Source organism: Allomuricauda sp. CAU 1633 (assembly GCF_017313225.1).
Lineage (GTDB): Bacteria > Bacteroidota > Bacteroidia > Flavobacteriales > Flavobacteriaceae > Flagellimonas.
In genome coordinates, this window is sequence record NZ_JAFLNE010000002.1 from 614,796 (window position 1) to 627,526 (window position 12,731).

Sequence of the window (12,731 nt, forward strand, 5' to 3'; positions counted from 1 at the left end):
ACTTTACCCAAGGTTCAATTTGATTTGGCCTATATTTAAGGATGCTTTTACGTGTCCGTTCAATTGTGGCTTGGACAAAAAAGGAGTACATTGAATTTTTATATCCATCTGGTCTATTATGAAACAAATTATATCAGGATTATTTTTTTTTGTTGTCAATGTATCTTTGGCCAGTGTCGTATTGCCTTCTGTATTTTCAGATCATATGGTCCTCCAACAACGACATGAGATTAAAATTTGGGGTTGGGCGAGCCCGGGTGAAATGGTTGCCGTATCCCCATCATGGACCGAACAGGTCTATACCACGAAGGGAGACAATCAGGCACAATGGGAACTTATATTACGCACGCCTCAATATGGGGGTCCCTACCATATAAAAATCAAGGGGAACAATGAGATTCTTCTGAAGGATATTTTGATTGGTGAGGTTTGGTTGTGCTCGGGGCAGTCCAATATGGAAATGTCCGCCAGCTGGGGAATTGACAATGGAGATACCGATGTTGCCCAGGCCCATCATCCACAGATCCGTTTTTTTAACGTTCCCAAGAAGTCTGCCAGGACACCTCAGGACGATTTGCCTGCACAATGGGAAACCTGTAGTCCCGAAAGCATGAAAAATTCAAGTGCGATTGCCTATTTTTTTGCCAGAAAGCTCCGCGAAGAGCTAGGGGAAGTGCCTGTTGGCCTAATAGTTTCCGCTTGGGGAGGGACACCCGCAGAGGTTTGGATACCAGAGGAAACCATTGAAAAAAATACAGAGCTTGCTTCAGCCGCGAATCAGTTGACCCCAGTGGTCTGGGGTCCAGTTGAACCTGCTAGGGCATACAATGCTATGATCCATCCTTTGGTGGGATACGGGTTGGCGGGCACCTTATGGTACCAGGGTGAAGCCAATACTGGATCTCAGGTTTATGAAAAGACACTTGGGGGGTTGATCGGTGCGTGGAGAGAAAAATGGGAAAGTGATTTTCCCTTTTATTTCGTTCAGATTGCCCCTTACCAATATGGTGGGGACAATGTTAACGGGGTCGAGATCAGGGATGCCCAGCGACGTGTCCTGGAAAATGTGCAAAATACCGCAATGGTCGTGATCAGTGATGTTTCCCCAGTGGATGACATTCACCCAAAAGACAAAAAATCAGTTGGGGAAAGGCTTGCCAAGGTGGCTTTAAAAAAGCACTATGGCAGTATTCATGGTTTGGTTGAAAGTCCCTTATTCAAGCAAGTTACCTTCAACAAGAACAAGGCAATAATTACTTTTGAACATGCAGATGGTCTCTATGCCAAGGATAAGAAATCCCTGTTCGAGATAGCGGGCCATGACAAGAAATTCTTTCCCGCAACTTTTGTTGTAGAAGATAAAACCATTGTGGTTTCGTCCAAAAAGGTCAAAGATCCCAAATATGTCAGGTTTGCTTGGGGCAATACCCTTCAGGCCAATATTTTCAATATGGCCGATCTACCCGCATCAAGTTTTACCACATTGGAGTGAAACCTTTTATTGCCTTAAAAGACCGGTGAAAAACATTATCTAGTCAATAAAAAACCACAAATTGTGAAAAATCAGGTTGGGACGTAAAATGGATATTAAGAAATACACAAAGTGGTTCTTTCCATTGACCCTTGCAGTATCGATCTTTGGCATTTTTTATGTGATTTTATTCTTCCCCAAGAGAGATCGACAGATGGTTCGTGTTGAGGATGAATATCAAATGTATTGTGGCAGTTGTCACATCGCTCCCGAACCGTCCAATGTTCCAAAGGGCATTTGGGAAGAGAACGTTTTACCCGAAATGGCCGCGCGGATGGGATATCGCTATAACGATTTCAATCCATACAAGTATTCGATTGAAGAGAATCATTATGTTCGACTGAGCAATGCATATCCGGATAGGCCCATCTTGGACAGTGTGACATGGGAACGGTTGCGGGATTATATTCTAAGTCAGGCTCCGGATAGTGTTCCCAACGTGCCGATACGAAAGGGGCGGGCCTCGAAACTTGTTCAATTTGATGCCACGCCAAGGAAATTGGGCATGGGTCCTTCCGGTGGCATCGTAAATATTGGATTTGATACTGTAAATGGGAGAGTGTTCATCGGGGATGTGTTCGGTCAGGTACTTGAATGGGAGAAACTATCGCCCATAGCCGAAATTTTTGAATCACCTGTAGTTTCAACGGTCCTTGGGCAGGATACCCTTTATATCACGGAATTGGGGAAAATGGGACCAAGTGAGATTCCAAAAGGGAAGATGCACCGCGCCAATAGTGGGGTCATCCCTGGAATGGAAAAATTGCATAGACCCGTTTACAGTCAAGTGGTTGATTTGAACGGAGATGGCCAAAATGAGATACTTGTTTGTGAGTTTGGGCACCATACAGGAGAACTTTCCCTATTTGTAAAAAAAGATTCAACATTCACCAAGAACACATTGATGCCATTGCCAGGTGCCATTAAAGTGGATGTATTGGATATTGACGGTGATGGGAAAAAAGATATCATGGCACTGTTTTCCCAAGGCAGGGAAGGATTATATGCTTTTGTCCAAAAAGATGACTTACAGTTTGATGTTGAGCGGTTGATTGGGCTTTCCCCCGAATTTGGCCTTAGTTGGTTCTCCTTGTTGGATTATAATAAAGATGGTCATTTTGATATTGTCACGGCCAATGGGGACAATGCAGATTATTCCAATTTCCTAAAACCGTACCATGGGATCCGATTGTACTTGAACAATGGTGAAAACCAATTCACCGAAAAGTGGTTTTTCCCCATTAATGGTGCGACCCGGGTCTTGGCGGATGATTTTGACCTGGACGGTGACATTGATTTTGCAGCCATGTCATTCTTTCCGGATTTTGAAAACAATCCCGAGGAGGGATTTGTTTACCTTGAAAATCAGGATCCCTTTTCCTATAGCTTTACACCCTATGTTACTGAAAAGGCAAAGACCGGGAATTGGCTTGTCATGGATAAGGGAGACTTTGATAAAGACGGGGATGTTGACCTTATGTTGGGAAACTTTAATATGTTGAAGAGCCTATCATTTAGGGAAGAAAATGATTTTGACATTTTATATCTTGAAAATAGGACAATCCAAAAATAGCTGTAATTGGATTTACACTTCCATGGTTCATGCTTCCTTCAAGTCAACAGGTTTCCATCTTGATCCCATTCCGCGACAGTGTTCCGTTGGCTTTGATCCACGCATTTTGCCAACCACTCCTCGTCATAGGAAATACCATGTTGGGCCAGGATATCGTCGGGAACACCATCCCATACATTGGGCGTATTGCCCTGATACCCCAATTCCTCAATTCCTATTTTGGAGGTGTAATATCCCGTCAAGGTAAGATTTCGCAAAAGGGAAAAGAACTGTTTTTCGAGAGGTTGCTCTTCATTTGGTATCGCCGGGTCCGGATAGGCAATCGAATCCAAGAGGGCTTCCTGTTGCTCCAGTGTTGCCAATTTAAATGGGGTGTTATGGTCAACATTGCACCTATGGTCCAACCACATCAGACCCCCTCTCAAGGGAATCTGCATTTCTGGGATATCTTTGGACATGAACTCTATGAATTCCGCAACGTTGGCATCCGTTGCACTTTGCAATCCTTGGTCTTGATCGGCGGGGAGAATCAGGTCACAAAGTATGGTGATGGTCTCCATCTCATGCGCATTGAAGAATGTTTCCCCAAAGAGTTCATCGTCATAAGCTTTTTCCTCTGGTGTCCTTCCATAAGTGTATTTTGGGGATTCAATGATTTCATTGTCCGCACTAATCATATCGGGTTTGCACCCGTGGGCCGCCAAACCTGTTGCAACTCCACCGAATATGATCGATTTTAAACTTTTTCTCCTATCCATTTTTTAGATGTTCTGCTGTTTCAGTTGTTCCACAATATAGTCAGAGGTTCTCCATGAGAGTGCCAAGATGGTCCATGTGGGATTCTTGTCCGCTTGGGATACAAAAGGCCCGGCATCCACGATAAAGACGTTGTCCACATCGTGCAATTGTTGATATCTGTTGACCACTGAGGTCTTTTCATCATCACCCATACGGGTGGTGCCCACTTCATGGATTATCATACCCGGGGCCTCGATACCGAAGTTTTGCTCCTTGCCAGGTCTTTCGCCCAAGGGTTCTGCGCCCATGTTGTGGAAGATTTCTTCAAATGTGTCATGCATGTGCTTCACTTGCTTGATTTCATTGTCGGTCCATTGATAGTTGAACTTGAGAACGGGTATGCCGAATTCATCAACTTTTGTGTTGTCAATTTCACAGTAGTTGCCTTTCTGCGGTATCGATTCCCCCCTTCCCGACATTCCCACGATGGAGCCATAATACTTTTTGACATCTTTTCGCAAACTATTTCCGTAACCGCCTACCTTGAGATCAAAGAATGTATTGAATTCGTTTGGATCGAAACCAAAACCATAAGCCGGCATCTTCATGCCTCCCCATATCTCCAGATGGTAGCCCCTTGGAAAATCCAAGTTCTTATTGTCCAACCACCAAGGTGTGTAGATGTGCATGCCCCCAACACCATCCTCATTGTAGCTTGGTTTTCTGTTCATGAGATCGGGGACAAAACTAGCGCGGCCTGTCCCGGTGGAATCATGGAGGTACTTCCCGACAATATCACTGCCATTGCCCAAACCATTTGGATGCTGTCTGCTCTTGGAATTCAAAAGTATTCTTGCGGTGCTGCATGCAGATGCGGCCAACACCACTATTTTTCCCCTTAATTTGTATTCCTTCCTGTCCTCCTTGTTGATGTAGGAAACCCCTGTGGCTTTTCCTTCGTGGTCCGTAGTGACCTCACGGACCATACAGTTCACGAAAAGGTCCACCTGGCCACCATTCTTTTGGGCCGGGAATATCAAACAAGTGCCTGCGGAAAAATCAGCGTAGACCTGGCAGGCCCTTGAGCATTGCCCACAGTAAAAACAGACCCCCCTGTCATTATTGATTCTCTTGGTAAGCATGGACATCCTAGAAGGATACACCGGAATATTCGATTTTTTTGCGCCTTTTATAAAGAAGAGTTCATGTAACCTTGGTTTTGGGGGAGGGAGGAAGAACCCATCAGGGTCGTTGGGCAAACCTTCGTTGGTCCCGAAGACACCGATCAATTTATCCACCTTGTCGTAATAGGGTTTTACATCCTCATATCCAATGGGCCAATTCTCTCCCAGACCGTCATGGTCCTTTCCCCTGAAATCCCGTGGACCAAAACGGAGCGAAATCCGCCCCCAATGGTTGGTACGTCCGCCCAACATCCGTGAGCGGAACCATCTGAAATTGCTGTTCTCGGCATTTGTGTAAGGTTCCCCCTCTATATCCCATCCTCCATAGGCTGAGTCGAAATCACCAAATGGCCTCTTTGTGTTCGCGCCTCTCCTTGGAGACTCATAGGGCCACTTCATTTGGGTTCTTTGTTCGGGGTCTGCTGGATCAAAGAAGGGGCCGGCCTCGACAACGGCCACCTTCAGTCCGGCCTCCGAGAGAATTTTAGTCGCCATTCCACCTCCTGCACCCGAGCCTACAATGATGACATCGTAGACAACGGTAGATTCTATTATCTGCACTAATTGTTTATTTTTTTGCCAAAGTATAAAAATATGAAGGGAACTAATGTCGATTTCTTTATATCTGAACAAAAATGTTAATAGAATGACAAAATAGTTGTAAGAGAGCTGATGGACAAGCCATATTTTCCAACAGGGAAAATTCCCGTTCACAACGTATTGGGAGAGAATCTTCTGGAAAATTTGTTTGTAACGGTTCCGGTAGGTTGAAAATTTGGAGGTTATTTGACCGCATTATGGATTAGATATTCTCTTTTTTTTTGCAAACGTTTGGATCTGGGGTTTTTAATCAATAAAGATGGGGCAATTCAAGAGTCAACGAAGAATGGCTCAATAAAGACTCGAAATTGAGGTGAACTCCCGTACGGTTGGACGCTGTCAACGAGGTGGGATCTTGTGGAACGGTTGAACAGAAAACTTTGTTATTTTTATAGGAAACGCAACGGCAAATTGGTTCGGGTGTTTCCGATTTGATGAGGAAATGGAAAAAAGAAAAGTATGGTTGTTCGGGGCCATTAACTGCTTTTTGGTCACCGGATTTATAGGGACCATGTTGTTGGCCTTAAAACAAAACCGCTGGGAACGGCAAGGTCATTCGGTATGGGGAATGCCATATGGCGTTTCCATGTTATTGCAGGACAGTGGCGTAAGGCCAGATAAATTATTGATAATCAACAAATAGATGAAGAAAAATCGGAGAAGTTTCATAAAAAAGAGTGCCTCGATGGCAACCATGGCCTCCTTAGGGGGTATTGCATATTCCCGTACATGGGAAGGGCACCAAGCACCAAAAACGTTAAAACAAACTGCGGAATTGAACGAACTTTCAAAGGATGCAGGGATAGAAATGAGCAACGCGTACTTCTGGGGAATGGAAGACCATGCCTATTTAATAGAATTGGCGAAACAGATGGGTGCTTATGGCGCAGTGGCCGGGATAGATGGAAGACTCTTTAAGAATCCTGGCGGAAACCCCTGGGAATACGAATCTATAAAAGATGTGGTGGATGCCTGGAAATCCGTTGGGCTCAAGTATAATGTAGTGGAAGGCCCCCCATCTTTGGGCAATAAAACAAAACTTGGCTTGGAAGGAAAGGATGAAGAAATAGAGAACTTCATCACCTTTATGAAGAACCTCAAAAAAGCTGGGGTGGATGTGATCTGCTACAACTGGATGCCGGTCATTAGTTGGGCGAGGACCGACATGGCCAGACCGGGAAGGGGCGGGGCCCTCATGACCGCCTTTGATTATGATGCGGTAAAGGACAAACCTTTGACCGAATATGGAGAATTCACCAAGGAGACACTTTGGGATAACCTAGAATATTTCCTAAAGGCAGTGGTCCCAGAGGCAGGGCAGATCGATATGAAGTTGGCCTTGCACCCAGATGATCCACAAGTGCACAGCATACAGGGAATCCCCCGGATCATGAACACTGTGGAGAATTTTGATCGAATGTTGGACATCGTTCCAAGCGATTATAATGGAATTACCATGTGCCAGGGAAACTTTTCTCTAATGGGACCTGATATCCCAACATTGATCAGGCGATGGGGAAAAGCAGGTAAAATACACTTTGTACATTTTAGAAATGTCAGGGAACTCAGCGGTGAACTGCCCAGTACCAAATTTACGGAAACCTTCCATGATGAGGGAGATATTGATATGTATGAGGCCATGAAAGCCTATTATGAAATTGGTTTTAAAGGTGCGATGCGCGCTGACCATGTTCCCACCTTGGTAGGGGAGGAAAATAAAAGGCCTGGATATATGGACCTCGGAAACCTGTTTGCCATAGGTTACATGCGAGGATTGGCTGAATCCGTGAGCAAAGAAAAAAGGGGGGGAAGTTAGTATCAAATACCATTGAAAAACCGCTAGGTGGATATGGAATGCCTTTTTGGTACATGGATAACAAAATGTTGGGGCAATGCAATGTCCACAATCATCGGTTTTATGTTGGCCATTGTGCTCTATGGGTTCTCCCAATGATTATTTAACCCAACACCTAGATGTAACGTCTATTCTTTGATCAAGGTCAAGGTTAAGTTGATTCCACTTTCCATTATTGGGAAATCTTTTACAATAGGTGGTATTGTCTAGGTTTTCGGGACCTATTTCTTATGAAGGTAGTTCCCACAATCAATTCCGATAAAATTTCGACCATAAATTGTAAATATTTAACCTCTCTCAAGACCACGGGAATTACATTTAACCTTGTCTTAAAATGATGTTGCATCACCCTAGTTCTGGAGAAGTGTACATCGAAACCATATTTTAAAAATCTTTACTACCGTGAAAAAATTAAGATTGAGTATTTGTATTGTATTTTCAACCATGTGCTGCTTTGCCCAAATTGGGGATTTTGAACAGGCCTCGGACATCGGAGATCCCGCTGTAACGGGATCCTCCACATACGATAAGGCCACCCAAACCTATACCCTGAAGGGAGGGGGCAGCAACATTTGGTTCAACCATGATGAGTTCCATTTTCTCTTTAAGAAAATAAAAGGGGATTTCATCCTAACGGCCAATTTTGAACTTGTTGGAAATGAGGATGGCAACGGTCATCGAAAGACGGGGTGGATGATCCGTGAGTCGACCGAGGATGACGCTGTGAGCATAAATACGTGTTTGCACGGTGATGGATTGGTGGTGCTGCAATGGCGTTTGATGAGTGGGGCCTACATGCGGGATCCAGAAGATGAGATTTTTTTCCCAAAACAGTACTTTGGGGAGAATGTCATTCAATTGGAACGGATTGGAAAGACCATCACCATGCGGATAGCCCACCCCGGTGAGCCCTTAGAGGAAATGGATACCTTGACCATGCCCGATTTAAAGGATGAGGTTCTGGTTGGGCCCTATGTGTTGGCCCATGACCCTGGGGATAGTCAAACGGCCAAAATATGGAATGTAAGGATTTCCAAACCCGTTGCCCCAGATTGGCACCCAAACCATTTGGTGGAAACAGCATCACATGAAGGAGTGGTCAGGGGAAGCAGGTTGGAAACCGTTGATATAGAAACCGGAAAAAGGAAAGTTCTGCACACATCGGATCATGGGTTGGGCTCCCCAAGTTTTTCAAAGGATGGAACATCCATTTATTTTCTTGATGGGAACAGGACCTATTCCGTTCCGGTGAATGGACTGGGCAACCCCGTTGTAGCAGAAGATAAAATGGATGGGCCCGATATAAAGGGCAAAACCAAGTTTGTATATTATAATGAAGGGAAAACATCGACCAACCAAATTTGGAGAAAACGGGCCAATGGCAATGAACCTGTTCAATTGACATACGGATTGGACCATTCCTGGCACCCGCATCTATCACCAGATGGGAAATGGGTGGCCTTTTTGTCAATGCCACATGATGCCAGACCCGATGAACCGGTTCGGTTCCAGAACGTAAGTGTCAAAATCATGCCAACTGGGGCAGGAGCGCCGAAGACAATTGCCCATTTCTATGGGGGTAAGGGCAGTTTTGATCAATATGCATGGTCCCCTGACAGTAAATCCTTGGTCTTCGTGAGCACCTCACAATAAGGAAATGCAATAGGGAAGTTAAGTTTTAAAAAAAACAACGGTACTGGCCATTGATCAGAAAAAAAAGCAGCCTTGGAGATAAGGCTGCTTTTTTTGTATTTGGTAGGCTGTGTTGTTGCTTGGAAGGGACCTATAAGTTGCTCATATATTCCATATTGTGCCGCATACTTTCCAATGGGGTAGTTGCATATTCTTCCTGCTCAATGAAAATATGTTTTACACCGGATTTCGCTGAATTTTTTAACATCAGGGGAACATCCAGACCGCCCTTTCCAAATTCGGTGCTCACCTTTTCCTCCATGTTCATGTCCTTGAGGTGCCATAACGGAAAACGTCCTTCATATCGGTTGAAATAATCCAATGGGTCCTTGCCTGCCACCACGGCCCAACCTAGATCGAGTTCCATGTGCACAAGGTCGGCTTCCGTATTGTCCAAGAGGACATCATATAGGACTTCTCCGTTATGTGATTCAAACTCATATTCATGGTTATGGTACCCAAACTTGAGTCCTGCCGCCTTGCAGTTTTCCCCGGCCTTATTAAAGGCCTCGGCCACTTTTTTGTAATTATCGGGCGTTTGTCCATGGGTGGGCATGGTGGAACAGATAAGATACTCCTGTCCGGAAACTACGGCCTCCTCAATGGTCTGTTCCCACTGGTCATCCAAATGGATGTGCCCACTCACCAATTTCATCCCCAATGCTTCGCAGGTGGATTTCATCTCTTTTGGGGACAGTCCATAATAATGGCCCTTATTGCTCCTAGCGGTCTCAATTTTTTTGATCCCTATTTTGGCGATCTGTTCCAAAGTACCTTTTGGATCTTTCATCATCTGATCTCTAAAAGTATAGAGTTGGATACCCAATTCCTCATTTACTTTATTTCCGCTCATTGCACAAGCAGAGGGCAACAGCAGAGCTCCCAAAGTAAAGGCCCCTGATTGCCATAAAAATTCTTTTCGTGTAATCATCCTATTTAAATTTTTGTTGTTATTCAATTCCCTTACCGGTAGCAGCGTAAAAAATACCTCCGTAGAGATGTGCCAAGAACCATGGGTTTTCATATGTTTTTTCAATATGTCCAAGGGCCGTGTAAAATGCACGTCCTCCATCAAATTCATGATACCATGCTATGGGGTGGAAATTGCCCATCCCCTTACCAACACGGTCAATTTTTTCACCGGAGGCGGTCAAGTCCCGATCGGCCCAAATTACCTCTGGGTCATAGGTGTTTTCATCTACGCTGATGAGATAGTTCAATCCACTCACATTTTCCTTGCCGAACTCATACCACTCATCCGTCCACAATAGGGTTTCGGGAAAGTGTTCAAGACCGGGAAAATTATGGTCAACTATTTTTATTTTGGCAGTTTGTTGGACTGGATGGATATGGAACATACGTCCGACCAATTGGGTGTACCATTCCCACCCATATTCTGTATCGGATGCGGCATGAATGCCCACATATCCCCCTCCTGACCTTATATACCTTTCAAAAGCGGCCTGCTCCCCCTCATCGAAGATATTGGCCGTGGTGCTCAAAAAAATGACCACATCAAAACCTTTGAGGCTTTCATCCGTAATTTTTCTGGCTTCTTGTTGTCGGTTGAGGTCAAAATTATGGGTCAGTGCAAGTTCTTCCATGGCCTGAATGCCATTGAGAATGGATTCATGGTGCCAGCCAGCAGTTTCTGTGATCAATAGGGCCTTGAACTGTTTTTGTGCCAAAGTGCTTTCAGTAACGAAAAGGATTACGAACAGAAGTGTTCCAAAATGAAAGAACAGGTTTTTCCTGTTGCTTTTGAACTGCGATTCGATAGGTAAGTTTGTTTTCTTCTTCATGTACTAGATAAATTTTGTTTTTTAGCTTGGAAAAATGAGAAGGAAAGCTGGTGACCTTCCTTCTCATGCAATTCAAACTTGGTAATAACTAAACTAAAAAAAACTAAACTTAAACTCTCATTTACCCGAATTGCTTACAAATGCTATATGCTTACTGTCAGGTGACCAGGAATTTACATTGATGGTACCTTGGCCTCCATACAAATGCGCGATTACTTTAGGTGCACCTCCCGATGTTGGCATCAAACGTAACATTACCCGTTTGTATGATGGGTGTGCGTTCAACGTGATGTCCGGCATAAAAGAAATGAAGGCGATCCATTTCCCATCAGGTGAAATATGGGGAAACCAATCGTTATATTGGTCAAAGGTCAACTGCTCTTTTTGACTTCCATCAGGTTTCATCCGCCACAGTTGCATGGTTCCACCATTTTTGGATCCGTTGTAATAGATGTATTTTCCATCAGGGGAATACTCACATCCGTCAACATGTTCCAACTTTCCATTATTGGTGAGCTTCACTTCATTTCCGCCCCGTATCGATTTTTTATAGATATCATAAATGTCGGACCCATTGCGTCTGGCCACATAAACCAAGTCCCTGTTGTTTGGGGCCCATCCATGAAGGTAGGAAGGGGGAGTCGTTGTCACAGGTTCTGGTTCCCCTCCCTCGAGCGGTAAATAGAATACATTGGAACCGTCTCCATCGTTGTGGCTAATGCCCAACAGCTTCCCATTGAAGGAAATACAATGGTCATTGTTCAGTCTGTCTGCCGAGCCGGTATCCAACTTTTCCAGTTCGCCCCCGGAAACAGGTATGGTATAAAGTGACCCTTCCATGTTGAATAACAGTTCATCGCCGTTTGGCATCCAATTGGGTGCTTCAAAACGACTGTCCTTTTCAAGGATGACCTTACGCTTGCCATCAAAGACATTCATGGTTTCCAATCTACACCCGATCCACCCTTCGGCACTTGGATCATAATCTTCGGCAACCGGTTGATCGATTCGCACATTCCATACGTTGGCAGTTTCAATGACATCCTCTACGTGGGAACAAATAACGATTCCCAACAAGACTTCTTCCGGCATGAACTCCAACTTTTTTGAGCTTATGACCTGTAAGGGTTCGCCCTCATGGGCAGCCCTGACAATAAAGGTATTGCCGCGCCTTTCCAGTTGAATGATATCATAATAGGATTTGGCGGCCCAAACATCATCAAAGGGATTTTGCATCGCTGCTCCTTGTCGTTCCCTCCATTGACCTGCGGTCAAGCCATCACCGTGTAAAAATCCTCCCACCATGACCGAATTGTCATCTTCCGAGGCACGGGCCATCCAACCGATTTTACGGTGCACCTCATTGATGCCCTCAAATTTGAAGTTGCCAGTGGCAATGAAATCACCCTTGACCTTATTGTACAGATAACGATGCTCGTCACGTTGTCCCCATATGTTATATCCAGCACCTTTGATGGTGTAGGTCTGGGTGGCTTCATCGTATGTGGCCGAACCTGCCAATTTCGGATGGCCAATATCTTGGTTGTATTGAAAAATGCCTAAAGGATTTTCTTGGGCCATTGTGATTAGGGATAAAAGGAAAAACGAAAGTAAGGTAATCGTATTTTTCATGGGTTTAAGAGCGGGTTTTAGTGAAATGATACATTCTTGATCAGTTATAATTTAGATAGGACAATATTATGGAGCCCGGCCACTTGTAAGGTTGAAAAGCTGTTATTAAAGGTTGAAATTATAT

Annotated in this window: 10 protein-coding genes; 5 read left to right on the forward strand and 5 right to left on the reverse strand. The window is 44.5% G+C overall.

All coding sequences use genetic code 11. The features are described from left to right. The first annotated feature begins 118 nt into the window (after nucleotides 1–118). Nucleotides 119–1,492 (forward strand): sialate O-acetylesterase, encoded by a 1,374-nt coding sequence (locus J0X14_RS07755; protein ID WP_207097186.1) that lies wholly within the window; start codon nucleotides 119–121, stop codon nucleotides 1,490–1,492. Nucleotides 1,493–1,580: 88 nt separating this feature from the next. Then, a complete protein-coding gene (locus J0X14_RS07760) occupies nucleotides 1,581–3,104 on the forward strand; it encodes an FG-GAP repeat domain-containing protein (protein ID WP_207097187.1) in 1,524 nt (507 codons plus the stop codon). A gap of 38 nt (nucleotides 3,105–3,142) precedes the next feature. On the opposite strand, the gene J0X14_RS07765 is transcribed toward J0X14_RS07760, so the two are convergent. Then, nucleotides 3,143–3,862: a gluconate 2-dehydrogenase subunit 3 family protein gene (locus tag J0X14_RS07765; protein ID WP_207097188.1), complete on the reverse strand. Its 720-nt coding sequence runs from the start codon at nucleotides 3,860–3,862 to the stop codon at nucleotides 3,143–3,145. A gap of 3 nt (nucleotides 3,863–3,865) precedes the next feature. After that, nucleotides 3,866–5,587, reverse strand: coding sequence for a GMC family oxidoreductase (locus tag J0X14_RS07770; RefSeq protein ID WP_207097189.1), 1,722 nt, complete (start codon nucleotides 5,585–5,587; stop codon nucleotides 3,866–3,868). Nucleotides 5,588–6,068: 481 nt separating this feature from the next. Here J0X14_RS07770 and J0X14_RS07775 point away from each other — a divergent pair, with 481 nt between their 5' ends. The 3 genes from J0X14_RS07775 to J0X14_RS07785 all read left to right on the forward strand — a co-directional run bounded on the left by J0X14_RS07775 (nucleotide 6,069) and on the right by J0X14_RS07785 (nucleotide 9,134). Further along, nucleotides 6,069–6,269 (forward strand): hypothetical protein, encoded by a 201-nt coding sequence (locus J0X14_RS07775; RefSeq protein WP_207097190.1) that lies wholly within the window; start codon nucleotides 6,069–6,071, stop codon nucleotides 6,267–6,269. After that, nucleotides 6,270–7,442 (forward strand): mannonate dehydratase, encoded by a 1,173-nt coding sequence (locus J0X14_RS07780; protein WP_207097191.1) that lies wholly within the window; start codon nucleotides 6,270–6,272, stop codon nucleotides 7,440–7,442. A gap of 441 nt (nucleotides 7,443–7,883) precedes the next feature. Then, nucleotides 7,884–9,134 (forward strand): TolB family protein, encoded by a 1,251-nt coding sequence (locus J0X14_RS07785; RefSeq protein WP_207097192.1) that lies wholly within the window; start codon nucleotides 7,884–7,886, stop codon nucleotides 9,132–9,134. Nucleotides 9,135–9,264: 130 nt separating this feature from the next. Here J0X14_RS07785 and J0X14_RS07790 read toward each other — a convergent pair whose 3' ends face one another. The 3 genes from J0X14_RS07790 to J0X14_RS07800 form a co-directional block, all read right to left on the reverse strand. Next, entirely contained in the window at nucleotides 9,265–10,104 is an 840-nt protein-coding gene (locus tag J0X14_RS07790; RefSeq protein ID WP_207097193.1) for a sugar phosphate isomerase/epimerase family protein, read from the reverse strand. 19 nt (nucleotides 10,105–10,123) lie between these two features. Beyond that, the gene (locus tag J0X14_RS07795) at nucleotides 10,124–10,975 is read right to left on the reverse strand and encodes a ThuA domain-containing protein (RefSeq protein ID WP_207097194.1); all 852 of its coding nucleotides are present in this window, start codon (nucleotides 10,973–10,975) and stop codon (nucleotides 10,124–10,126) included. A 117-nt stretch (nucleotides 10,976–11,092) separates the two neighbouring features. Then, nucleotides 11,093–12,607, reverse strand: coding sequence for a TolB family protein (locus tag J0X14_RS07800; RefSeq protein WP_207097195.1), 1,515 nt, complete (start codon nucleotides 12,605–12,607; stop codon nucleotides 11,093–11,095). Between the last annotated feature and the right edge of the window lie 124 nt (nucleotides 12,608–12,731).